This is a genomic window from Polaromonas sp. P2_G11, from assembly GCF_056403595.1.
The window spans coordinates 37,861-60,151 of the sequence record NZ_JBFUFE010000003.1 but is presented as its reverse complement, the minus strand read 5'-3'; the positions used below and the strand labels follow the sequence as shown (position 1 = coordinate 60,151).

The following is a 22,291-nucleotide window of genomic DNA, read 5'->3' as shown; positions in this document are numbered from 1 at the left end:
GAGGCTATGCATCCTAAAGCCTTACTCGACAGTTGTTCCGAGCTTCTCAAGCAGGTCCTCAAATTTGATCATCCCGCCGACATGGTGGTGTCGCGCTATTTCCGCGACTATCGCCTCGGCCCCCGTGAACGTGCCACCGTGGCGGAAACGATTTACGGTGTTCTTCGCAAGAAAAATCTTTATACCTATCTGGCCCAGCATGGCAGCGGCGCGCCGGAGCGGCGTCTTGCGATTCTCGGTTTTGCGGCGGACCGCGACTTTCTTTTGGGTGCGCTGACCGACCAGGAAAAAGACTGGCTGGCGCGTTGCGACCAGGTCAAACCATCGGACCTGATGGAGCTGCATCGCCACAACCTCCCGCAGTGGCTGGTTGATCCGTTGAAAGAGCAGCTTGGTGATGATTTCTGGCCGCTGGTCGAGAGCCTGAACGCACCGGCCGGGCTTGATTTGCGCGTCAACACGCTCAAGGATAAACGGGCTGAAGTCCAGAAGGAGCTTGCGAAAGCGGCTATCAAAACCGTAGCAACACCGTATTCGCCCTGGGGCCTGCGCATTGCCGACGGCAAGCCCCAGCTGGGCAAACTGGATGCTTTCACGCGTGGCGCCATTGAAGTGCAGGACGAAGGCTCGCAGCTGTTGGCCCTGCTGGTCGATGCCAAGCGAGGTGAGATGGTGGTCGACTTTTGTGCAGGGGCGGGCGGCAAGACCCTGGCCCTCGGGGCTTCCATGCGCAATACCGGGCGCCTTTACGCGTTTGATACGTCGGGACACCGGCTGGATGCGCTCAAGCCGCGGCTGGCGCGCAGCGGCCTTTCCAATGTTCATCCGGTGGCTATTGCCCATGAGCGTGACGACCGGATCAAGCGCCTGGCCGGCAAGATAGACCGGGTCCTGGTGGACGCCCCGTGCTCGGGCTTGGGCACCTTGCGGCGCAATCCTGACCTCAAATGGCGGCAGACGCCCAAGGCGATTGAAGAGCTCAGGGCCAAGCAAACTGCCATTTTGCAGAGCGCTGCGCGGCTTTTAAAGCCCGGCGGACGCCTAGTTTACGCGACTTGCAGCGTTTTGCGTGAAGAAAACGAAGCCATCGCTGAAGCCTTTAGTGAGGCGAATAAAGAGTTCAACGTCCTTGAAACAGGGCCCTTGTTGACTCATCTGGGGGTGGAACACGCGGAAAAACTCTGCCGCGGACCCTACCTTCGGCTCTGGCCTTACCTGCATCAGACGGACGGGTTTTTCGCAGCAGTATGGCAAAAGTCGTGATATTTTTGGCGACAAAAGACGACAGATAGGCCGAAGTTACATATTCATTCGTGATTTTTCGCACTGTTTTGACCTTGGATCCTGTACTGAAAGTGACTTGGTATTTGTGGGGGATCGCCTTACAATAAATGGTTATTTTTTGCAGCGCCTGGAGACACATCTGGATGGGCGACTGCTTCAGATTGTTTAAAGGATTTTTATGATCTTGTTTGATGCGGCCCTCGACTGGCTTGCCAATGGGTTGCTTGCCGCCAGCTGGTGGCAAATCGTGTTGTACACGCTGGTGACCACCCATATCACCATTGCCAGCGTCACCATCTATCTGCACCGTCACCAGGCGCACCGCGCCATGGACCTGCACGCGATTCCTTCGCATTTTTTCCGTCTCTGGCTCTGGCTGGGTACGGGCCAGGTCACCAAGGAATGGGTGTCCATTCACCGCAAGCACCACGCCAAGTGCGAAACCTCTGAAGATCCGCACAGCCCGCAGGCTTACGGCATCAAGAAGGTTTTCTGGGAAGGCGCCGAGCTGTACCGTGCCGAAAGCAAAAACAAGGAAACTATGGCCAAGTTCGGCCACGGCACGCCCAATGACTGGATTGAGCGCAACGTCTACACCCGCTATAGCTGGCAGGGCGTGGGCCTGATGATGATCATCGACCTGGCGCTCTTCGGTGCTGCAGGCCTGGCTGTCTGGGCCGTGCAAATGGCCTGGATCCCCGTGACGGCGGCCGGTATCATCAACGGCATTGGTCACTATTGGGGCTATCGCAATTTTGAGGCGCCTGATGCCAGCACCAACATTTCGCCCTGGGGCATCATGATTGGCGGCGAAGAGCTGCACAACAACCATCACACCTACCCGACGTCGGCCAAGTTCTCGGTCAAGCCCTACGAATTCGACATCGGCTGGGTGTATATCCGTGCCATGGAAAAAGTAGGCCTGGCCTCCGTCAAGAAGGTCCCCCCCAAGCTCCAGCTGGGTTCCATCCAGCCTGTGGCAGATGAAAAAACCCTGGAAGCCCTGATCGCCCATCGCTACGAAGTCATGGCGGGTTTCGCGCGCGAACTGCGCCGCGCCGGCAGGGCCGAACTCGAAGTGCTGAAGGCCAAGAAAGCCGACGTGTCCGTGTTGCGCGCAGCCAATCGCTGGCTGCACCGCGATGACGACAAGGTGCCGGCCGCCGCCAAACCCCAGCTGGCGCAGGCCCGCGCCGAACACCCCGTGCTGGACAAGATGGTCACCATGCGGGAAGAACTGCGCCAGATGTGGCTGACCACTTCCGCTTCCCGTGAGCAGCTGGCTGCGGACCTGCAGGCCTGGTGCCACCGTGCTGAGGAAAGCGGTATCGCCGCCTTGCGCGAATTCTCGATGAAGCTGCGGGCTGCCCGCACCTGACCTGACGCTACATATCCGACCTGGTCACCCGGTCGAAACTTCAAGGCCGCTTCCGGAGAAATCCAGCAGCGGTTTTTTATTGTTCGGCGCAAAGTACGAGTTCCATGATCGAGCGCCCCAAGATTTGGTAATGGTAGGGTCGCTACCAGCGCCCTGATCAGGGCGTCCGAGATTAGTCATCTTCTGCACACAGAAGAGCCTTCTCACGTGAATTGCGCTGAACCTGACACGCTCTCGAGGTGAAAGCGCTGTCCCACATTCGACAGCTGGTGGTCGCGCCCACTGACGAGCCAAACGCTGCCAACGGCAGGTCGTAGTGCGTGAGGTTCTTCCTCCAGGAAGCCGGCTGTTTGCCAATACTCGAGGCAAGAATGGCGGAAACAGCGGCGCACTTGATGCAGATTCACACACCCGAAACTCAAAACGGGCTATTGGGTCGATGCAGCGCAATTGATCTCGACTTCACACCCACTTCATACAGTTCATCAAGACCTCACAGGCGCGTATCAGACTGCACCTATCGAAAGCCGAGTGCATCAACCTGGTGTTTTCATTTCGAAGAAAGGTCGGTCTGTGAGTTCAATCCGTAGCGTCGCTACTCTTCCGCCATACACACGAATTTTCGGTCCGGTAACGACAAGAAAGACTGTCCGACTTTTAATACTGTATCTGCTGCTCGTTACGGGCGGCTCGGCTTTGCTGCTTTTCGGGCATCAGGATGGCTTGCAGATTTTCGGCTTGGGGTTGATGGTGCCGGGCGGCGGATTTCTGGCGCACGCCGATATCTGCACAGGCAGTGGCATAGGTCATATAGCCGCCTGGCTGTGCTCGGTTGGTGCCTTGGCGTTTGCGCTGTTGGTCTGGTTTGGCACGGGCAATGTGTTGCTGCCTCCGCTTGTTTGGCTCGGTTCGGCGTTTTGGGCCGCGAGCATGAGCCATGGTGCAATTCAGCCAGGTGTGGTTCTTAATGTGTACTGCGTGCTCGCGCTGTTTGCTGCGGCGGGCTGCCTGTCGATGCTGGCCTGGTTTATGTTTTCAGGCCGGCAAAGGCGCATCGATAACGATTACCTGGTCCGACAAATGGCTCGATTGGACGTGATCTTCACAGCCCAACCATCAAGGCAAAAACCGGAAATGTCTTTGGCGCATCTGCGTCGTCTGAGGTTCGCACTCGATCGGGCTCTGCAACCTTTCGATGAATTTTCGGGATTCGAGCAACGCGATCAATTTCAGACGGCGGCGCTTCGGTATCAAGTCAACTTTCTGGCTTATGGCATTGCCTTGACGCAGGCACGCTTCACGCCTGCGTTAGGCGGGTACATGAGCGACGCGCAAAGCAGGTTGCTGAACAAGCAGACACAGCATCGTGCATGGGCCTACTGGTCGCTGGAAAATCTATGGGGAAACTTGCGGTGGAACTCCGACCCTGCTGCCCGTGAAAACATCATGTACACGGGCTTCGTGGCGCTGCAGATGGCCTTGTTCCAGGCCAGCACAGGAGGTCAGGAGTTTTCGAAAAAAGGTGCCTTTACGCTGGTGCATCCGAACGGAAAACGCTACGAACACAGTTTTGAGTCCTTGCTGTCCAGTTTGGAAAAAGAATACGAACGTTCACCCTTCTATTTGATGGCCTGCGAGCCCAACTGGGTCTATCCCCTGTGCAACACAATGGGAGCCGCGGCATTGCGTGCCCACGATGCGCAGTACGGTCAGATGAAATGGGCCGGTCACGCGCCAGAGTTCCGCCGGCATCTGGACGCGGAGTTTCTGGATGGCATGGGTCGCTACGTGCCATGCCGTTCTACGTACACGGGATTGGCCTTGCCGGCCATTGGTGGTGCAATGCCCCTGGCGATGCCCTGCTACTTTTTGAATGCGCTGGAACCTGACCTGGCGCGTCGCCAATGGCTGTTGTTGAGACGTCAGCTGTTCGATAGTCGTGAGGGACTTCGACGCAGTGAATTCTGGCCCATCGATACGGGAAACTATGGTTTCTCAAGAGGGAGTGCTTACGCGGCGACGGCCTTGGCGGCGGTAGAGTTGGGCGATGAGTGTGTGTATCAAAACTGCATGGATGCCCTGGAGTACGAGTGTCCAACTACTCTCAGTCATGGGGTCGCCCACAGGAATAAGGCCTCGGTATGGGCGCATGGTGTCGAGCTGATGGCGCACTCGGGAGGGCACGACAGCTTTCGAAACCTGATCAGTAACCCGCTTCCATCAAAAGGTCCCAGATTGGAACCCCTGTCCTATCCCGATGTGCTGGTTGCAGCTGCGCACTTCGATGCTGTGAGCAGCTCTTTGCAGGCGGTGCTGTACGGCGGAGCCGGTGATGGCATTAAGAGCTTGGGCGTGTCGGGCTTGCGTCCGTTGGCACCTTATCGGGTCACAGGCGCATGCCTGACGCAGGTTCTGGCTGATGACATGGGAAATGTGTGCTTGCAGATTCCGCTTGCTGGGCGCACCTGTTTGACGCTGGAGCCGGCCGGCGCGCTGTGATGGGTTGCTGTATTTTGATGGCCACGGTATGGGGCTGCTTGTATGGGTTGCAGGTTATGCAGGTGTGCACTGTTCGACGTTCATGTGTTGCCCAGGCTTGGCGCTTGGTAAACAGGAAGGATGGGAAATGAAAGAAGTCCCTCATGCCCGCGCAGCGCAACGATTCACTCTGGTCGCACGCCTCAAGAGCTTTGGTTATGCCTTCGAGGGGATTGCCTTGATGCTTAAAACACAGCACAACGCATGGCTGCATCTCATCGCCACAATACTAGTGACGGGGCTGGCCGGTTGGTGCCGAGTGGACGCCGGCGATTGGCGCTGGCTGATTGGTGCGATGACCATGGTTTGGATGGCAGAGGCCATGAACACTGCAGTGGAGTCGCTCTGCGATGTTGTGTCGCCACAATATTCATTGGCGGTCAAATGCGCAAAGGATCTTGCTGCCGGCGGCGTGTTAATTGCGGCTTGCGCAGCAGCGGCAACCGGTGTCATAACCTTCTGGCCCTATTTGGGAGATGGCCTATAAGTTTCCGTCGGTGGCCCTGCTCTTGGAGTTAGCCTGAGTTGGTTGCGGAGGTGGCTTGCCGGGTGATTGCGCTGTGCGTGACGCGCCCGCCTTTAAAGACTTGAATCACAGATGGAGCTTATGTGGATCAGATTTCGACAGGATTCAAACAAGCCGCGTAGCAACCTGCTTATTTGGTGGGAGTTTTGCTTTCTAAACCTCAAAAAATAAAGGACACCGAAGTGTCCTTTTCTGAATGTGCAGACCGGGCGGGTAGTTATTAACTACGCACGGACTCGTAACTATTTATTTCAGCTTGATTTCTTTGTATTCCACGTGCTTGCGTGCCTTGGGATCAAATTTCATGATCAGCATCTTGTCGGGCGTGGTTTTCTTGTTTTTGGTGGTCGTATAGAAATGACCCGTGCCGGCAGTCGATTCCAGCTTGATTTTTTCGCGTGCGCCTTTAGCCATGATGCTTCTCCTTAGACTTCACCGCGGGCACGAAGGTCCACCAGGACTGCATCGATGCCTTTTTTGTCGATCAAGCGCAGACCGGCGCTGGTGATGCGCAGGCGCACCCAGCGGTTTTCGCTTTCGACCCAGAAGCGGCGGTACTGCAGATTAGGCATGAACCGGCGCTTGGTTTTGTTGTTTGCGTGAGAAACATTGTTTCCCACCATCGGGCCTTTGCCCGTTACCTGACAGACGCGTGCCATGAGCACTCTCCGTAAAAAATTAGAAATCGGATGCTGGCAAAGGTTAAATCTGCACGAGACAGACCTGAAAATGCTCAGCTAAGCCATAGATTATAGCCTGAAAACTGATTTGTTCCAATTCCGGCGATTGAGAGCCTCGGCAGGGCGGCAAAAGAGCTGGAAAAAAGAGACAAAAAGAGGAAGTCAGCGCTTCCTCTGGTTATTAGGGGCCTTGTTCCAGGAAGCGCTGGGCATCCAGCGCTGCCATGCAGCCTGTTCCGGCGCTGGTAATCGCCTGACGGTAAACATGGTCCTGCACATCGCCGGCAGCGAAGACGCCTGGAACGCTGGTCATGGTGGCAAACCCCTGCAGGCCGGTTTTGGTGATGATGTAGCCGTCTTTCATTTCCAGCTGCCCTGCAAAGATGTCTGTGTTCGGCTGATGGCCGATCGCGATAAAACAGCCTTTGAGGGTGATGTCCTGCGAGGCATCGCTGTTTGTGCACTTCAGGCGGACACCGGTCACCCCTGAAGCGTCACCGAGCACCTGCTCCAGCGTGTGGTGCAGTTTGAGCTCGATCTTGCCTGCGGCCACTTTTTCGTGCAGTTTGTCGATCAGGATGGCTTCGGCCTTGAATTTGTCGCGGCGGTGTACCAGCGTGACCTTGCTGGCGATGTTGGATAAATACAGTGCCTCTTCGACAGCGGTGTTGCCGCCACCCACCACGCAGACCTCTTCTCCGCGGTAGAAGAAGCCGTCACAGGTGGCGCAGCCGGAAACGCCACGGCCCATGAATGCCGTCTCCGACTCCAGGCCCAGGTACTTGGCGGAGGCACCGGTGGCGATGATCAGCGAGTCGCAGGTGTAAGTCCCGCTGTCGCCCGTCAGGGTAAAGGGGCGTTTGCTGAAGTCGACCTTGTTGATGTGGTCAAAAATAATCTCGGTCTTGAAGCGCTCGGCGTGCTCCAGAAAGCGCTGCATCAGGTCGGGCCCCTGCACGCCATGCACGTCGGCGGGCCAGTTGTCGACCTCGGTGGTGGTCATGAGCTGACCGCCTTGCGCAATGCCGGTGATCAATACCGGGTTGAGATTGGCGCGCGCCGCATAGACAGCTGCGGTGTAACCCGCAGGCCCTGAACCGAGGATAAGGACTCTGGAATGTTTCATGATGAAAAACTGATTGGGAAAGTGTAAGAACTCATGTAGAGTCGTGCCGCATAAGTGCAGCGTCAAGTAAAAACAGCTGCTGGTACTTTTCAGGCATTTGATTTCTTATGAGATTACGTGCCATTGTAAGAACTCACGCGACTAGCCGTCCGATGTGAGGTTGGGAGATATCTGCTATGACAACGATGGTGTCTAACCTGGAACTGATTCGCCGGGTCCCTCTTTTTTCCGTGTTGACTGCCAGCCAGGCTGCATCGGTCGCCGATACCGTGGTCAAGCGCCGGTTCAAGCGCGGCGAGCCTATCGTGGAGCAGGGCAAAAAATCCAACGCCCTTTCCATCATCCTGACCGGCCGCGCGCGCGTCATCACCACGGATTCCCGGGGCCGCGAGGTCATTCTGGCCACCATGCACCCCGGCGACTATGTGGGTGAAATGAGCCTGATCGACAACGAACCTCACTCCGCCACGGTGCGCGCCGAGATCCAGACCGATGCCCTGATCCTGGGCCGCTTGGAGTTTGCACGTTGCCTTCCGGAAAACAGCTCAATGGCCTATGCCGTGCTGAAGGGGCTGGTCCAGCGACTGCGCCATGCAGACCGGCAGATTGAGTCGCTGGCCCTGATGGATGTGTATGGCCGTGTGGCCAGGGCATTGCTCGAATTCGCCAATGAAGACGGCAGCGGAAATGCCGTGATCCGCGACAAGGTTTCAAGGCAGGATCTGGCCAAGATGGTCGGCGCTTCGCGCGAAATGGTCAGCCGGGTGATGAAGGATCTTGAAGAGCGCGGATTCATCGAAACCCGCGACGATGGCTCGCTTTTGGTGAAAGAGCGTCTTCATACGCTGGGATAGGGCCCTGGCAGACCCCTGCCGTACGGTTTGGCGTCTCTGGCGCCCTCAAAGGCCTTACCCAACTGCGGTAAGCTTGGTACTGCAACCCGGAAATATCGAAACATGAAAGCGCGTCTTCGTACCCATGGCGGCGTTGCAAGCCTTGCGAAGGCATATAGCCTTCGCTGCGGCCCGCGCCTTGCCCTGGGCACGAATCCATCCCTTTCATTTTGTCTCGCTACTTCCGGCTTGCAGTACTAGCCGGGCCATGACTTACTCACTCGATACCCTGAACTCCAGAAATTCCCCAGCCGCGGGCGCGCCCAGCGGCATCAAACGCTTTGCCCATGAAGTCAGCCTGATTCTGGGCCTGCTCGGCCTGATTTTCTGGCTCGCGGCACTGCTCAGCTATTCTCCGCAAGACGCTGCCTGGTCAACATCCGGTACCGCTGATGTCCTGGGTGGCGCCCAAGCTGCGTCCCGAAACTGGGGTGGCCGCCTGGGCGCATGGCTGGCAGATGCGAGCTATTTCCTGCTGGGCTTTTCCGTCTGGTGGGCATTGGCGGCAGGCGCCCAGGTCTGGTTGTCTTCATTGGCGCGCTGGCTTCGCGGCGAGCCCCTTGCTGCCGATTCATCCCATTCCGCCGGCCGGATCCGGTTTTGGCTAAGCCTGCTCCTGCTTTTACTGGCCAGCGCGGCGCTGGAATGGTCCCGCCTGTATCGTTTTGAATTCAGGTTGCCCGGCCACGCTGGCGGCGTGCTGGGTTACCTGGCTGGAACGCAGGGCGAGAAATGGCTGGGTTTTGCTGGTTCAGGCCTGGTTTTTATTGCGCTCGGCGTGATCGCCGTGTCCGCCGTGTTCGGCTTTTCCTGGGCGCATGTGGCCCTGCGTGTTGGCGCGTGGATTGACAACCTGATTGACTCCCGCCGCGAAAAGCGCGAAATTGCCGAAGACCTCGCCTTCGGCAAACTGGCCGCGCGTGAGCGTGAAGAGACTTTGATCGACGAGCGCATCGAGATTGAAGAACACCATCCGGTGCCGGTCCTGATCGAGCCTGTGCTCGTGGACATTCCCAAAAGCGAGCGCGTGGCAAAAGAACGGCAAAAGCCGCTCTTCAGTGAAATGCCCGACTCCAAGCTCCCGCAGGTTGATCTGCTGGACGGTGCGCTGACACGCCAGGAGACCGTGGCCCCCGAGACGCTGGAAATGACCTCGCGCCTGATCGAGAAAAAGCTGAAGGATTTCGGCGTCGAGGTGCGTGTCGTGGCCGCCGCTCCCGGCCCCGTCATCACACGTTATGAGATCGAACCCGCCACGGGCGTGAAGGGCTCGCAGGTCGTCAACCTGGCCAAAGACCTGGCGCGCGCCCTCAGCCTCGTTTCCATTCGCGTGATCGAAACCATTCCCGGCAAAAACTACATGGCGCTGGAGCTGCCCAACGCCAAGCGCCAGTCCATCAAGCTCAGTGAAATCCTGGGCTCGCAGGTCTACAACGAAGCCAAGTCCATGCTCACCATCGGCCTGGGCAAGGACATCAGCGGCGCTGCGGTGGTGGCTGACCTCGCCAAGATGCCGCACTGCCTGGTGGCCGGTACTACCGGCTCCGGCAAGTCGGTCGGCATCAATGCCATGATCCTGAGCCTGCTCTACAAGGCCGATGCGCGTGACGTGCGGCTGCTGCTGATCGACCCCAAGATGCTGGAAATGAGTGTCTATGAAGGCATTCCGCATTTGCTGGCGCCGGTGGTGACCGACATGCGCCAGGCCGCCCACGGCCTGAACTGGTGTGTGGCCGAAATGGAAAAGCGCTACAAGCTCATGAGCAAGCTGGGCGTGCGCAACCTGGCCGGTTACAACGCCAAGCTCGACGAGGCCAAGGCCAAGGGCGAATTCATCTACAACCCCTTCAGCCTCACGCCCGAGCAACCCGAGCCGCTGGAACGCCTGCCTTACATCGTGGTGGTGATCGACGAGCTGGCCGACCTGATGATGGTGGTCGGCAAGAAGATTGAAGAGCTGATCGCCCGCCTGGCGCAAAAAGCCCGGGCCGCCGGCATCCACCTGGTGCTGGCCACCCAGAGGCCAAGCGTGGATGTGATTACTGGCCTGATCAAGGCCAATATCCCGACCCGCCTGTCTTTCCAGGTCAGCAGCAAGATCGACAGCCGGACCATTCTTGACCAGATGGGCGCTGAGGCATTGTTAGGAATGGGTGACATGCTTTACATGCCGAGTGGTACAGGCTTTCCAATTCGGGTGCATGGTGCGTTTGTGAGTGATGACGAAGTGCACCGCGTGGTGGCCTACCTCAAGCTGCAGGGCGAACCCAATTACATCGAGGGCGTGCTGGAAGGCGGTACCGTCGATGGCGAAGACGGCGACTTGCTGGGTGATGGCAGCAGTGGCGGTAACGGCGGCGGTGAAAAAGACCCGATGTACGACCAGGCCGTGGAAGTCGTGCTGAAAAACCGCAAGGCCAGCATTTCATTGGTGCAGCGTCATCTCAAGATCGGCTACAACCGCGCTGCGCGGCTGGTCGAAGACATGGAAAAAGCCGGGCTGGTCAGCGCCATGAGTGGCAGCGGCCAGCGCGAAATCCTGGTGCCCTCACGGGCGGAGTGACGATCATGAAGAAATATTTTGCTACTGTTTTGATAGCTGCTTGCGCCCATTCCGTATGGGCCGATGGCCTGGAAAGCCTCGAAACTTTCGTGAAGACCGTCAGCAGCGGCCGCGCCGAGTTCACCCAGGTGGTGACGGCGCCCGGCAAGGACGGCCAGGCTGCACGCAGCAAGACGTCGAACGGTACGTTTGAGTTTTCGCGGCCCAACCGTTTCCGCTTTGTCTATAAAAAGCCTTTTGAACAAACCATCGTGGCCGACGGCCAGACCCTGTGGCTCTATGACGCAGACTTGAACCAGGTCACCTCGCGCAAGCTGGCCCAGGTACTGAACGGAACCCCGGCCGCCGTGATCGCCGCTGCTGCAGACCTCAAGGGCCTGCAAGCCGATTTCAACCTGGCGTCCTTGCCTGACAGAGATGGTTTGCAGTGGATACAGGCCAAACCCAAAACCAAAGACGGCCAGTTGCAGAGCATCAGTGTCGGTTTCAAACCGACCGGGAAGGGCAGCGAACTCGCCATGCTGGAAATCCTTGACAGCTTTGGCCAGAAGTCAGTGATGACCTTCAGTCAGTTCGAGATCAACCCTGCACTTGGCCCTGCCGCCTTCCAGTTCAAGACGCCGGCTGGGGCGGACCTGATTCGCCAGTAAACGCCTGCGGTGGTTTTCCCATGCCGGTTTCAATTCCCGGATTCATGGTGGTCATCAAACCCGGTTTTCTGGCTTTCTCACTGACAGTTTGATTCTGTATTCTGCGACGATATTGTTTTTTTCGCGCGCCATGATTTCCAGCTCTTCGCCTGAAATTTTCCCCTCCGAAAACATCTGGCTGTAGGGGTCGGCGATGACTACGTCTACATGGGTGGTCACAAAATCTACACTCAGATAATGGGCAAAAGGTGAGTTGGGAATGCCTTGCAATTTCCACTCGTCATTGTTTTTCTTGTCAAACAGTGCAAACAGGGCGGGCGTGATGATTCGCACATGCGTAGGATCGTTGATGAAATTGTCGTGCCTGGGATGGGGTACGTTGATTTCAATCACAGCATTGTTTTTGCATACGCGATAGAGTTCTTTCATGATTCCCAGAAAAACACTGGATTGCTGGCCCATGTGCTCAAGAGAGTGATTGAAGGCGACGGTATCGACTGAACTGTCGTCCCACATCCACGGGGTCACTTCCACGTTACAAACTACGTCCGGGTTGCATTCCTGAAATGCGTCCACGTTGACATATCCGGCAAACTTGTTGTGACCGCAGCCAATATTGAGTTTCATGAGGATTTACCGCAGTTTTTGATGAATGATGAGTCGGTGGTGATTATCGGTGTGTGCAAACACAAGCTGTTTGCGGGCCCCCGGACAGCGCTGATCAGACACTAGAAAACTTCTTGCGCCAACGACATGGCGCGCATGTACCCTTTATGCCAACGAAAAGCCAACCACTAGCAGAACGCTTGCGCCCCCAGTCGCTGGGCGAGGTTATCGGCCAGCAGCACCTGCTGGGCGAAAGCATGCCGCTGCGCATCGCATTTGAATCAGGCCAGCCGCACAGCTGCATCCTCTGGGGTCCGCCCGGCGTTGGCAAGACCACGATCGCACGGCTCATGGCGAGCAGCTTCGACGCCCACTTCATCACTATTTCCGCCGTGCTGGGTGGCGTCAAGGACATCCGGGAAGCGGTTGAGCAGGCGTCCATCTGGCAAGGGCAGGGCGGCAAGCGCACCATCGTGTTTGTGGATGAGGTGCATCGCTTCAACAAAAGCCAGCAGGATGCTTTTTTGCCGCATGTGGAAAGCGGTCTTTTTACGTTCATCGGCGCCACCACGGAAAATCCGTCATTCGAGGTGAACTCGGCCTTGCTCTCGCGCGCCGTGGTGTATGTGTTGCAGCCGCTGGAGGAGGCAGATCTCAAGCAAATAGTGGCCAAGGTGCTTGCTGAACATGCGCTACCAGCTATCGAAACCATAGCAAATGAAGCCGTTGACAGGCTGGTTGCCTATGCCGACGGCGACGCCCGCCGCCTCTTGAACACGCTCGAGTCCCTCAGCGTGGCGGCCAAGGCCGAAAAAGTGACCGACGTCGGCGACGTCTGGCTGCTCAAGGTACTGGGCGAGCGGATGCGGCGCTACGACAAGGGCGGCGAACAGTTCTACGACACCATCTCGGCGCTGCACAAGTCGGTGCGCGGTTCCGACCCCGATGCCGCGCTCTACTGGTTCATGCGCATGCTCGACGGCGGCGCTGAACCGCGCTACATGGCGCGCCGGCTGGTGCGCATGGCCAGCGAAGACATCGGGCTGGCCGACCCGCGTGCCTTGCGCATGGCGCTGGATGCTGCGGAAGTCTACGAACGCCTTGGCTCCCCTGAAGGCGAGCTGGCGCTGGCCCAGTGCGTCATTTACCTGGCGGTCGCGCCCAAGTCCAACGCGGTCTATAGGGCCTTCAACGAGGCCAAAGCTCTTATCGCCAGGGACGGCACCCGCCCGGTGCCCCTGCATTTGCGCAATGCACCAACAAAGCTCATGAAACAGCTGGATTACGGCAAAAACTACCGTTACGCCCACGACGAGGAAGACGGCTTTGCCGCGGGTGAGAATTATTTTCCGGAAGGCATGTCACCTCCAGGTTTCTATCGCCCCGTCAACAGAGGGCTGGAGATACGCATAGCTGATAAGTTAAATGAGTTGAAAATTAAGAACAATAAGAAAAACTGATAAAAAACAAAAGCCGCTGATAAAGGTGGATTCGGCCCGAAAATTTCACTTTCTCAAGGGTAAACCCCGCGAAAACCGCACCGCTGGCTCGATTCTCGCTAGAGACGCTTGGCTACAATTTGCGGATTAGCTCGCCAACTTCACCAGCCATCCGGCTTTGATAGGCGGGCTTTTTGTTAACTCAAGCCAGTCACCGGCGATCCCGGTGGATGGTGGCCGCCAGGCGGAGTTCGCAATTTCATCAATTGGACGGGAGAGTGAGTTATGGAAGTTTTGCTACAGCAGATCATCAATGGTCTGGTGCTGGGCAGCATGTATGCCTTGATCGCCTTGGGCTACACCATGGTGTACGGCATCATTAACCTGATTAACTTCGCACACGGCGAAGTACTGATGGTGGGGGCTTTGACCAGCTGGACCATCATTGGCCTGATGCAGGATTCCATGCCGGGCACGCCGGGCTGGATTATTTTGCTGATTTCGCTGCTGATCGCCTTTGTGGTGTGCGGCGCCCTCAATTTCGCGATTGAGAAAATCGCCTACCGGCCCTTGCGAAACTCTCCCAAACTGGCCCCGCTGATCACCGCCATCGGCATGTCGCTATTGCTGCAGACCCTGGCCATGATCATCTGGAAGCCCAACTACAAGCCCTATCCCACGCTGTTGCCTTCCGAGCCCTTCCAGGTCGGCGGTGCCGTCATCACTGTGACCCAGCTCTTCATCCTGGGTGCTACGGTTGTCTCCCTTTCCGTGCTGATGTGGCTGGTGCATTACACCAAGCTGGGCCGTGCGATGCGCGCCACGGCTGAAAACCCCCGTGTTGCGGCGCTCATGGGCGTGCGCCCCGACACCGTCATCTCGGCCACCTTCATTATCGGCGCCATCCTCGCCGCGCTGGCCGGCGTCATGTACGCCTCCAACTACGGTACGGTGCAGCACACCATGGGCTTCCTGCCGGGCCTCAAGGCTTTCACGGCAGCTGTGTTTGGCGGCATCGGCAACCTGGGTGGCGCGGTGCTCGGCGGCATTTTGCTGGGCCTGATTGAATCCATCGGCGCCGGCTACATCGGCCCGCTGACGGGCGGCGTGCTGGGCAGCCAGTACTCCGACATCTTTGCTTTCATCGTGCTGATTTTTGTGCTCACGCTGCGGCCTTCAGGTCTGCTGGGTGAGCGTGTAGCGGACCGGGCGTGACGCCGCGTCCATCCGGTACACAAGGAGAACATTCATGAATTCTGTCAAATCGAAAAAACTCATTACCTTCCTGATCGTCGCGGCGGCACTGCTGGTGCTGCCGCTGATCCTGCAGCAGGGCGGCAACGCCTGGGTGCGCATTGTCGACATGGCGCTGCTGTATGTGCTGCTGGCCCTGGGCCTGAACATCGTGGTCGGCTACGCCGGCCTGCTGGACCTGGGGTATGTCGCGTTCTTCGCGGTCGGCGCCTACCTGTTCGCGCTGCTCGGCTCGCCGCACCTGGCCGACGCCTTTCCCTGGATTGCGGCGCAGTTTCCGAACGGGCTGCATTTGCCGATCTGGGCGATCATCCCGGCGGCAGCGGCCCTCGCCGGATTCTTCGGCGTGGTGCTGGGCGCACCGACCCTCAAACTGCGCGGCGATTACCTCGCCATCGTGACGCTGGGCTTTGGTGAAATCATCCGTGTGTTCCTGAACAACCTGGACCGCCCCATCAACCTGACCAACGGCCCCAAAGGCATTAACCAGATCGATTCGATGAAGTTCTTCGGCTTCGACCTTGGCAAGCCGCATGAGTTTTTCGGCTTCGAAGTCAACTCGGTGTCGATGTACTACTACCTCTTCCTGGTGCTGGTGATCGTCTCGGTTGTGGTTTGCCACCGCCTGGAAAACTCCCGCATCGGCCGCGCCTGGATGGCGATCCGCGAAGACGAAATCGCCGCCAAGGCCATGGGCATCAACACCCGCAACCTGAAGCTGCTGGCCTTCGGCATGGGCGCCACTTTCGGCGGCGTGTCGGGCTCCATGTTTGCCGCCTTCCAGGGTTTTGTGTCTCCCGAATCCTTCAGCCTGATGGAGTCGGTCATGATCGTCGCCATGGTGGTGCTGGGCGGCATCGGTCATTTGCCCGGCGTCATTCTGGGCGCCTTGCTGCTCGCGGCTTTGCCTGAGGTGCTGCGCCATGTGGCCGGCCCACTGCAGGCCATGACCGACGGCCGGCTCGACTCCGCCATCCTGCGCCAGCTGCTGATCGCGCTGGCCATGATCACCGTCATGCTGATGCGTCCGCGCGGCCTGTGGCCCGCTTCCGAGCACGGCAAGTCGCTGAACAAGCCCGTCGGCCCGGACCCTATCCAGTCAATCAACCCCTAAGGAGAATGGACATGAGCGAAACCATTCTTAAAGTCTCGGGTGTCTCCAAGCGCTTCGGCGGTTTGCAGGCCCTTTCCGATGTCGGCATCCATATCGAGCGTGGCCAGGTGTATGGCCTGATCGGTCCCAACGGCGCCGGTAAAACCACCTTCTTCAATGTGCTGACGGGCCTTTACACGCCCGACAGCGGCACCTTCGAGCTCGCCGGCAAGCCCTACAAGCCCACGGCGGTGCACGAAGTGGCCAAGGCCGGCATTGCCCGGACCTTCCAGAACATCCGCCTGTTTGCCGACATGACGGCCCTCGAAAACGTCATGGTCGGCCGCCATATCCGTACCAACTCGGGCCTGATCGGCGCCGTGCTGCGCACTCCCGGTTTCAAGCACGAAGAAGCCGCCATTGCCAAGCGCTCGCAGGAGTTGCTCGACTATGTCGGCATCGGCAAATACGCCGACTTCAAGGCCCGCACCCTGAGCTACGGTGACCAGCGCCGCCTGGAAATTGCCCGGGCTCTCGCTACCGACCCGCAGCTGATCGCACTCGACGAACCGGCCGCCGGCATGAACGCGACCGAAAAAGTGCAGCTGCGCGAGCTGATCGATCGCATCCGCAAGGACAACCGCACCATTCTGCTGATCGAACACGACGTGAAGCTGGTCATGGGCCTGTGCGACCGCGTCACCGTGCTCGATTACGGCAAGCAGATTGCCGAAGGCGCGCCCGCGGACGTACAAAAAGACGAAAAAGTGATCACCGCCTATCTGGGCACAGGTCATTGAAGGAAAGCAAGAATATGGCAAACACACTCCTTAAAGTGACCGGCCTGAAGGTCGCTTACGGCGGCATCCAGGCGGTCAAGGGCGTTGACTTCGAAGTCAACGACGGCGAACTGGTCACCCTGATTGGCTCCAATGGCGCCGGCAAGACCACCACCATGAAAGCCATCACCGGCACGCTGCCCATGCTGGGCGGCGACATTGAATACCTGGGCAAGAGCATCAAGGGCCGCGGCGCCTGGGACCTGGTGAAAGAAGGCCTGGCCATGGTGCCGGAAGGCCGCGGCGTGTTCACCCGCATGACCATCACCGAAAACCTGCAGATGGGCGCCTACATCCGCAGCGACAAGGCGGGCATCGCCGAAGACATGGAAAAGATGTTTGTGCTGTTTCCCCGCCTGCGTGAACGCAAGGACCAGCTGGCCGGCACCATGTCGGGCGGCGAACAGCAGATGCTGGCCATGGGCCGTGCATTGATGAGCCGCCCCAAGGTGCTGCTGCTGGACGAGCCCTCCATGGGCCTTTCGCCCATCATGGTCGACAAGATCTTCGAAGTGGTCAAGGACGTTTCAGCCCGCGGCGTGACGGTGCTGCTGGTTGAGCAGAACGCCAGCCGTGCGCTCGGCATTGCCAACCGCGGCTATGTCATGGAGTCGGGCAACGTCACCATGAACGGCGACGCGAAAAGCCTGCTGAACGATCCACGCGTCAGGGCCGCTTACCTCGGCGAATAAGCAGGCGCCCGCGCGCCGGCAGGCGCTGCGGGACGCACGTCACCCCGTAAATCTGGCCAACCAGCGCAGGGCATAAATGCCTTGCGGCGCCAAATATTTACGCATAAAGTTAAGAAGGGGTGCGCACCACGCGCATCCTTGTTTAACTTGGGGGAAGTCAAAATGAACCAGTATGTTGTTCGCGTTGCTGTCGTGATGTTCGCCTTTCTGGCCTCATCTTTTTTCACCGGGGCTTCGGCCCAGTCACTGCGCTGCAAGGGCGACCTGGCGCAGATCGGCAATTCCAAAGGCACGATCCTGCAAAGATGCGGCGAGCCTGTCATGAAGGACACGTTCTGCAAAGCCACGCCTGACACAGTGCCCAGCTCGACTGTCGTGACACCAAACACCGTGGGTTCCACCGCCAGCACCACCACCAACGTGACGGTTAATACCTGCCAGCAGGTGGAAGAGTGGACTTACAACCCGGGTTACGGGCAGTTCATGACCATGCTGCTGTTTGAGGGCGGTTCCCTGAAGAGCATTCGATACGGGGATCGCGTAACCAGGTGAGCCCCCACGGTGGTGATGGAGCCCCCACGGTCGCTCACTGCGTGTAGCTCCCTGCCCCCCGAGGGGGCCGCCCGCCCTACGGCCCGGCAAAGCCGGTTCCGGGGCTCATGCTGGGTTTAAGAATTCTTTGGGCACTATCGGCGGAGGTATTCGCCAGTGGGTGCCGCGGAACCGGCTTTGCCGGGCCGCAGGCACCGTCCCCTGCAAGGGGAAAAGGGCTACATGCAGTGAGCCCGATAGGGGTGTGCCAATTTTTCGGCTTCGCCGGCCCCAGGCGCCGCCCCCTGAGGGGGGAACAGGCTACACGCAGTGAGCCTGGAAGGGGGTGGACCTTTTTTCAATCCACCTTCGCGCCTGACGCCTTCACCACTTTTTCATACTTCGCCATTTCGCTTTTCATGAAGGCGCCGAACTGCTCGGGCGTGTTGCCTACAGGTTCGGCCATCAGTGTGGCAAAGCGGGTTTTGGCTTCGGGTGAATTCAGCGCGGCGACGAATGCCTGGTTGAGTTTGGCGATCACGTCTTTCGGTGTGCCTGCGGGCGCCACCAGTCCCCACCAGGTATCGATCTCAAAACCCTTGAGCGTCTCGGCCACGGCAGGCACATCGGGCAGCATGGCGCTGCGTTTGGCTGTGGTGACTGCCAGCGCCTTGAGTTTGCCTGCCTTGATGTTGGCGGATGCCGTGGCCAGGTTGTCAAAGTTGTAGTCCACCTGGCCGCTCAGCAGCGCCAGTTGCGCCGGGTTGCCGCCGTTGTAGGGAATGTGCAGCGCAAAGATGCCGGCCTGCGCCTTGAACATTTCGCCGGCAAGGTGCCCCGCGCTGCCGTTACCGCCGCTGGCGTAATTGAGCTTGGCCGGATTGGCCTTGGCGTACTTGATCAGGTCGGCCAGCGAGTTGATGTTCAGGCGCCGCGCGGAGTCGGCGTTGATCACCAGCACATTGGGCACGCGCACCAGCTGTGTGATGGGCGCGAAGTCGGTCGCTGCGTTGTACGGCATCCTGCTGTAAAGCCAGGGATTGATGGCGTGGGTGGCGACAGCGGAAATGCCGATCGTCATGCCGTCGGGTTGCGCCTTGGCGATGGCGTCGACACCAATGTTGCCGCCGCCGCCGGGCTTGTTTTCAATGATGACCGGGCCCAGCGTGTCCTTGACGCGTTCGGCCATCAGGCGGGCCGTCACGTCAATCGGGCCGCCGGCTGCATAGGGCACGATGATGCGCATGACTTTGGGCTGGGCGTGTGCCAGAGGGGCTGACAGCGCCATGCCTGCAATGAAAAGGGCGCCCAGGCATTTGCCGAGCAGGGAAGGCTGGGTGAGGGAAGGTCGAATGTTCATGTCCCTATTGTTGCAAAAAGTTGGCCACGCCTTGGGGCAGAGCCTGATGCATGCCGTTACGGGATCTTTACATACCGGACATGGCTGTTCGGGGGCCGCGCCGCGTTGGAGGTTCATGAGGCGCCTGCTTCATGTTTTCTCAACCCCCACCTCAAGGAAACCCCATGAAGATCAACACCCTTGTCGCCGCCCTCGCCCTGGTTGCTGGTGGCGCAGCCTTTGCGCAGGCGCCTGCCGCTCCCGCGACCCCCAAAGACCCGCTGGCCACGCCGCGCGTCGACCAGCGCCAGTCCAACCAGGAAAAACGTATTGACCAGGGCGTCACCTCCGGTGCGTTGACTTCCAAGGAGACCGCCAAACTCGATAAGCGCGAGACGAAAATTGAGTCCGACAAGCTGGCCGCCAAATCCGACGGCAAAGTCACACAGGCCGAGCGCCGCAAGCTAAAGCGTGAAGAAAACCGCGCCAGCGCCGCCATCCGCCGCCAGAAGCACGACCGGCAGGTTGCACCCGGCAAGGCTGGCTGAGCGTTCGCATGGTAGGTAGCCGCAGCGCTTAATCCGCACATAAAAAAGCCCCGGCTGACGGATCAGCCGGGGCTTTTTTTGTCCAGGTGTCCGCTCAGGTTTCCGCGGGCACGGTCGCCTGGGCTTTCTCTTTTTCGGTCACAAAAGAGTCGGCATAAAACTCGTCCTCCGGCAGACCCGCAGCCGTGTAGGCGGCCTTGGCTGAGTCCACCACGATGGGCGCGCCGCAGGCATACACCTGATAGCCCGACAGGTCGGAAAAATCTTCCAGCACGGCCTGGTGGACAAAGCCGGTGCGCCCCGTCCAGTTGTCTTCAGGCAGCGCGTTGGAAATCACCGGGACATAACGCAAATTCGGCATTTCCGCAGCCTTGGCCTTGACCCATTCGTCCATGTACAAATCGGCCGGGCGGCGGCCGCCCCAGTACAACACGGCCGGGCGCGTGATGCCCTTGTGTTGCAGATGCTCGATCAGCGCCTTGATGGGCGCAAAGCCGGTGCCCGATGCCAGCAGCACCATGGGTTTGTCGCTGTCTTCGCGCAGGTAAAAGCTGCCGAAGGGGCCTTCGATGCGCAGGATTTCCTTTTCTTTCATGGGGCCGAACACGTGCTCGGTGAACTTGCCGCCCGGCATGTGGCGAATGTGCAGCTCGACGCCCGGGTTGTCGGCCTGGGTGTGCGGGGCATTGCCCATTGAATACGCCCGGCGGTCGCCGTCGCGCAGCAAAAACTCCACATATTGGCCAGCGTGGTACTTGAACACATCGCTGGCCGGCAATTGCAGGCGCACCACCATGACGTCGTGTGAGGCCTTGGCCAGGCTGTTGATGCGCACCGGCATCTTCTTGACCGGGAAGGCGCTTTCATCCGTGACGTGGCGTGATTCGAGGACGATATCACTCGTCGCCCTGGCGCTGCAGGTCAGGATGAAGCCGTTCGCCTCTTCCTCGGGTGACATGGCCTTGACCTGGTGCGCGCCATGGAGGACGCTGCCTTCCAGTTTTTTTGACTTGCAGGAGCCGCAGGCGCCATCCTTGCAGCCGTAGGGCAGGCCAATCCCCTGGCGAATGGCGGCTGCCAGCAGCGGTTCATCCGCCTCGGCGATGAATGTCCGGCCACTGGGTTGCACGGTCACGTTAAAGCTCATATTCGGTATCCTTGCGGTATCTGTTCTCGACCTGGCTGGCTTTTTCCAGCAACCCCAATTTTGCCCTCAAACCTGAACCCCCTAGGCGCGCTGCCTTTCCGTTTCCGCCGCGAGCGGGTTTTGATTGCCGGTTGCGGCGATGTCGGCCTGCGCGTAGCCCGCCTGCTGCCGCGCAATGTCCGGCGCATCGCCCTGACGTCGTCACCGCAGCGTTTCCCGGCTTTGCGCGCGCAAGGCATCACACCGCTGCTGGGCAACCTGGACGACGGCGCCTCCCTGCGGCGCTTGGCCGGGCTGGCTACGCGGGTGGTGCATCTGGCGCCGCCACCCGGCGACCAGCCCGACTGGCGTACGGACCCACGTACGCTGGCACTGCTGCGCGCCCTGCGCCTGCGCAGCCTGCCGCAGTCGCTGGTGTATGGCTCCACCAGCGGGGTGTATGGCGACTGCGGCGGCGAATGGGTGCGCGAAACGCGGCCATTGAAGCCCCACACACCGCGTGCCCAGCGGCGTGTGCATGCCGAGGCGCATCTGCGGCTTTTTGGCCGGGCCACCGGCACCCGCGTGCACCTGCTGCGCATCCCGGGCATCTATGCGTCCGACCGCGAAGGCGGTACGCCGCGTGGCAGGTTGCTCAAGGGCACACCTGTACTGCGTGCCGAAGACGACGTCTACACCAACCATATCCACGCCGACGACCTGGCCCGTGCCTGCCTGGCGGCGCTGTGGCGCGGCAAGCCCCAGCGCGCCAGCAACGTCAGTGACGATACGCAGCTGAAGATGGGCGACTATTTCGACCTAGCGGCGGACCTCTACGGTCTGCCGCGGCCGCCGCGCCTGGCACGGGGCACGGCACAGGAAGAGTTGCCGCTGATGCTGCTGAGCTTCATGAGCGAGTCGCGCCGGCTGGACAACACCCGCCTGAAGCAGGAGCTGCGGCTTCGTTTGCACTACCCGACAGTAGCAATTGGCCTGCGCGATCAGTGAGCGAGCCAGCCGCGCGGTGCAACGCAATAAATGCCATTGACCGCCTGAAATGAACGGGTTGCCACCATGGCAGCCCGTTTTCTCATTTTAGGTGTCTTTTTTTGGCAACGGTACTGCGGTCGAATGTTACAACCAAAGCGGTAACAAATTGAAACTAACGTGGTCGGCCTGGAGCACG

21 protein-coding genes are annotated in these 22,291 nt (G+C 59.2%); 15 read left to right on the top strand and 6 right to left on the bottom strand.

Going from position 1 to position 22,291, the window contains the following annotated elements; genetic code table 11:
• The first annotated feature begins 6 nt into the window (after nt 1–6).
• From AC1DWQ_RS10980 to AC1DWQ_RS10965, 4 genes are all read left to right on the top strand, one after another.
• A complete protein-coding gene (locus AC1DWQ_RS10980; RefSeq protein WP_477669674.1) occupies nt 7–1,263 on the top strand; it encodes an RsmB/NOP family class I SAM-dependent RNA methyltransferase in 1,257 nt (418 codons plus the stop codon).
• A 199-nt stretch (nt 1,264–1,462) separates the two neighbouring features.
• Nucleotides 1,463–2,662: a DesA family fatty acid desaturase gene (locus AC1DWQ_RS10975; protein ID WP_457279495.1), complete on the top strand. Its 1,200-nt coding sequence runs from the start codon at nt 1,463–1,465 to the stop codon at nt 2,660–2,662.
• 723 nt (nt 2,663–3,385) lie between these two features.
• Nucleotides 3,386–5,161 (top strand): linalool dehydratase/isomerase domain-containing protein, encoded by a 1,776-nt coding sequence (locus AC1DWQ_RS10970; RefSeq protein WP_477669673.1) that lies wholly within the window; start codon nt 3,386–3,388, stop codon nt 5,159–5,161.
• A 127-nt stretch (nt 5,162–5,288) separates the two neighbouring features.
• Nucleotides 5,289–5,687 (top strand): diacylglycerol kinase family protein, encoded by a 399-nt coding sequence (locus tag AC1DWQ_RS10965; protein WP_477647988.1) that lies wholly within the window; start codon nt 5,289–5,291, stop codon nt 5,685–5,687.
• Between the two features lie 285 nt (nt 5,688–5,972).
• Here the strand turns inward: AC1DWQ_RS10965 and rpmG are convergent, their stop codons facing one another.
• The 3 genes from rpmG to trxB all read right to left on the bottom strand — a co-directional run bounded on the left by rpmG (nt 5,973) and on the right by trxB (nt 7,532).
• On the bottom strand, nt 5,973–6,140 hold the full coding sequence (rpmG, locus tag AC1DWQ_RS10960; protein ID WP_007863188.1) for a 50S ribosomal protein L33: 168 nt from the start codon (nt 6,138–6,140) through the stop codon (nt 5,973–5,975).
• Between the two features lie 11 nt (nt 6,141–6,151).
• Nucleotides 6,152–6,385: a 50S ribosomal protein L28 gene (gene rpmB, locus AC1DWQ_RS10955; protein WP_293403299.1), complete on the bottom strand. Its 234-nt coding sequence runs from the start codon at nt 6,383–6,385 to the stop codon at nt 6,152–6,154.
• A gap of 202 nt (nt 6,386–6,587) precedes the next feature.
• Nucleotides 6,588–7,532 (bottom strand): thioredoxin-disulfide reductase, encoded by a 945-nt coding sequence (trxB, locus tag AC1DWQ_RS10950; RefSeq protein ID WP_477669672.1) that lies wholly within the window; start codon nt 7,530–7,532, stop codon nt 6,588–6,590.
• Nucleotides 7,533–7,708: 176 nt separating this feature from the next.
• On the opposite strand from trxB, the gene AC1DWQ_RS10945 reads away from it, so the two are divergent.
• The 3 genes from AC1DWQ_RS10945 (at nt 7,709) to lolA (ending at nt 11,638) form a co-directional block, all read left to right on the top strand.
• Nucleotides 7,709–8,386 (top strand): Crp/Fnr family transcriptional regulator, encoded by a 678-nt coding sequence (locus AC1DWQ_RS10945; protein ID WP_431097946.1) that lies wholly within the window; start codon nt 7,709–7,711, stop codon nt 8,384–8,386.
• Nucleotides 8,387–8,633: 247 nt separating this feature from the next.
• Nucleotides 8,634–10,988 carry a DNA translocase FtsK gene (locus AC1DWQ_RS10940; RefSeq protein ID WP_477669671.1) on the top strand — a complete coding sequence of 785 codons (2,355 nt, stop codon included), beginning with the start codon at nt 8,634–8,636 and terminating at the stop codon, nt 10,986–10,988.
• 5 nt (nt 10,989–10,993) lie between these two features.
• Nucleotides 10,994–11,638: an outer membrane lipoprotein periplasmic chaperone LolA gene (gene lolA / locus AC1DWQ_RS10935; RefSeq protein ID WP_477669670.1), complete on the top strand. Its 645-nt coding sequence runs from the start codon at nt 10,994–10,996 to the stop codon at nt 11,636–11,638.
• 54 nt (nt 11,639–11,692) lie between these two features.
• Here the strand turns inward: lolA and AC1DWQ_RS10930 are convergent, their stop codons facing one another.
• Nucleotides 11,693–12,265 carry a class I SAM-dependent methyltransferase gene (locus tag AC1DWQ_RS10930; protein ID WP_477669669.1) on the bottom strand — a complete coding sequence of 191 codons (573 nt, stop codon included), beginning with the start codon at nt 12,263–12,265 and terminating at the stop codon, nt 11,693–11,695.
• A gap of 146 nt (nt 12,266–12,411) precedes the next feature.
• On the opposite strand from AC1DWQ_RS10930, the gene AC1DWQ_RS10925 reads away from it, so the two are divergent.
• The 6 genes from AC1DWQ_RS10925 (at nt 12,412) to AC1DWQ_RS10900 (ending at nt 18,113) form a co-directional block, all read left to right on the top strand.
• Nucleotides 12,412–13,704, top strand: a complete 1,293-nt coding sequence (locus AC1DWQ_RS10925) for a replication-associated recombination protein A (protein ID WP_477669668.1) — start codon at nt 12,412–12,414, stop codon at nt 13,702–13,704.
• Nucleotides 13,705–13,968: 264 nt separating this feature from the next.
• Entirely contained in the window at nt 13,969–14,898 is a 930-nt protein-coding gene (locus AC1DWQ_RS10920; protein WP_477669667.1) for a branched-chain amino acid ABC transporter permease, read from the top strand.
• A gap of 34 nt (nt 14,899–14,932) precedes the next feature.
• Nucleotides 14,933–16,051, top strand: coding sequence for an ABC transporter permease subunit (locus AC1DWQ_RS10915; protein WP_477669666.1), 1,119 nt, complete (start codon nt 14,933–14,935; stop codon nt 16,049–16,051).
• A gap of 11 nt (nt 16,052–16,062) precedes the next feature.
• Nucleotides 16,063–16,830: an ABC transporter ATP-binding protein gene (locus AC1DWQ_RS10910; protein ID WP_457279485.1), complete on the top strand. Its 768-nt coding sequence runs from the start codon at nt 16,063–16,065 to the stop codon at nt 16,828–16,830.
• A gap of 14 nt (nt 16,831–16,844) precedes the next feature.
• A complete protein-coding gene (locus AC1DWQ_RS10905) occupies nt 16,845–17,561 on the top strand; it encodes an ABC transporter ATP-binding protein (RefSeq protein WP_477669665.1) in 717 nt (238 codons plus the stop codon).
• Nucleotides 17,562–17,723: 162 nt separating this feature from the next.
• Entirely contained in the window at nt 17,724–18,113 is a 390-nt protein-coding gene (locus AC1DWQ_RS10900; protein ID WP_477669664.1) for a DUF2845 domain-containing protein, read from the top strand.
• Nucleotides 18,114–18,450: 337 nt separating this feature from the next.
• Here AC1DWQ_RS10900 and AC1DWQ_RS10895 read toward each other — a convergent pair whose 3' ends face one another.
• Entirely contained in the window at nt 18,451–19,380 is a 930-nt protein-coding gene (locus tag AC1DWQ_RS10895) for a Bug family tripartite tricarboxylate transporter substrate binding protein (protein ID WP_477670200.1), read from the bottom strand.
• A 236-nt stretch (nt 19,381–19,616) separates the two neighbouring features.
• Here AC1DWQ_RS10895 and AC1DWQ_RS10890 point away from each other — a divergent pair, with 236 nt between their 5' ends.
• Nucleotides 19,617–19,979 carry a hypothetical protein gene (locus AC1DWQ_RS10890; protein WP_477669663.1) on the top strand — a complete coding sequence of 121 codons (363 nt, stop codon included), beginning with the start codon at nt 19,617–19,619 and terminating at the stop codon, nt 19,977–19,979.
• A gap of 94 nt (nt 19,980–20,073) precedes the next feature.
• Here AC1DWQ_RS10890 and AC1DWQ_RS10885 read toward each other — a convergent pair whose 3' ends face one another.
• On the bottom strand, nt 20,074–21,126 hold the full coding sequence (locus AC1DWQ_RS10885; protein WP_477669662.1) for a CDP-6-deoxy-delta-3,4-glucoseen reductase: 1,053 nt from the start codon (nt 21,124–21,126) through the stop codon (nt 20,074–20,076).
• A 60-nt stretch (nt 21,127–21,186) separates the two neighbouring features.
• Between AC1DWQ_RS10885 and AC1DWQ_RS10880 the strand changes: the two genes are divergently transcribed.
• The gene (locus tag AC1DWQ_RS10880; RefSeq protein WP_477669661.1) at nt 21,187–22,113 is read left to right on the top strand and encodes an NAD-dependent epimerase/dehydratase family protein; all 927 of its coding nucleotides are present in this window, start codon (nt 21,187–21,189) and stop codon (nt 22,111–22,113) included.
• Nucleotides 22,114–22,291: the final 178 nt, after the last annotated feature.

Bases quoted from the DNA above. Each gene is read 5' to 3' on its own strand.
- AC1DWQ_RS10980 (WP_477669674.1), top strand. From the start codon at position 7: ATGCATCCTAAAGCCTTACTCGACAGTTGTTCCGAGCTTCTCAAGCAG.
- AC1DWQ_RS10925 (WP_477669668.1), top strand. From the start codon at position 12,412: ATGCCAACGAAAAGCCAACCACTAGCAGAACGCTTGCGCCCCCAGTCG.
- rpmB (WP_293403299.1), bottom strand. From the start codon at position 6,385: ATGGCACGCGTCTGTCAGGTAACGGGCAAAGGCCCGATGGTGGGAAAC.
- AC1DWQ_RS10905 (WP_477669665.1), top strand. From the start codon at position 16,845: ATGGCAAACACACTCCTTAAAGTGACCGGCCTGAAGGTCGCTTACGGC.
- AC1DWQ_RS10965 (WP_477647988.1), top strand. From the start codon at position 5,289: ATGAAAGAAGTCCCTCATGCCCGCGCAGCGCAACGATTCACTCTGGTC.
- AC1DWQ_RS10975 (WP_457279495.1), top strand. From the start codon at position 1,463: ATGATCTTGTTTGATGCGGCCCTCGACTGGCTTGCCAATGGGTTGCTT.
- AC1DWQ_RS10885 (WP_477669662.1), bottom strand. From the start codon at position 21,126: ATGAGCTTTAACGTGACCGTGCAACCCAGTGGCCGGACATTCATCGCC.
- AC1DWQ_RS10940 (WP_477669671.1), top strand. From the start codon at position 8,634: ATGACTTACTCACTCGATACCCTGAACTCCAGAAATTCCCCAGCCGCG.
- AC1DWQ_RS10890 (WP_477669663.1), top strand. From the start codon at position 19,617: ATGAAGATCAACACCCTTGTCGCCGCCCTCGCCCTGGTTGCTGGTGGC.
- lolA (WP_477669670.1), top strand. From the start codon at position 10,994: ATGAAGAAATATTTTGCTACTGTTTTGATAGCTGCTTGCGCCCATTCC.
- rpmG (WP_007863188.1), bottom strand. From the start codon at position 6,140: ATGGCTAAAGGCGCACGCGAAAAAATCAAGCTGGAATCGACTGCCGGC.
- AC1DWQ_RS10900 (WP_477669664.1), top strand. From the start codon at position 17,724: ATGAACCAGTATGTTGTTCGCGTTGCTGTCGTGATGTTCGCCTTTCTG.
- AC1DWQ_RS10945 (WP_431097946.1), top strand. From the start codon at position 7,709: ATGACAACGATGGTGTCTAACCTGGAACTGATTCGCCGGGTCCCTCTT.
- AC1DWQ_RS10930 (WP_477669669.1), bottom strand. From the start codon at position 12,265: ATGAAACTCAATATTGGCTGCGGTCACAACAAGTTTGCCGGATATGTC.
- AC1DWQ_RS10910 (WP_457279485.1), top strand. From the start codon at position 16,063: ATGAGCGAAACCATTCTTAAAGTCTCGGGTGTCTCCAAGCGCTTCGGC.
- AC1DWQ_RS10920 (WP_477669667.1), top strand. From the start codon at position 13,969: ATGGAAGTTTTGCTACAGCAGATCATCAATGGTCTGGTGCTGGGCAGC.
- AC1DWQ_RS10895 (WP_477670200.1), bottom strand. From the start codon at position 19,380: ATGGCGCTGTCAGCCCCTCTGGCACACGCCCAGCCCAAAGTCATGCGC.
- trxB (WP_477669672.1), bottom strand. From the start codon at position 7,532: ATGAAACATTCCAGAGTCCTTATCCTCGGTTCAGGGCCTGCGGGTTAC.
- AC1DWQ_RS10915 (WP_477669666.1), top strand. From the start codon at position 14,933: ATGAATTCTGTCAAATCGAAAAAACTCATTACCTTCCTGATCGTCGCG.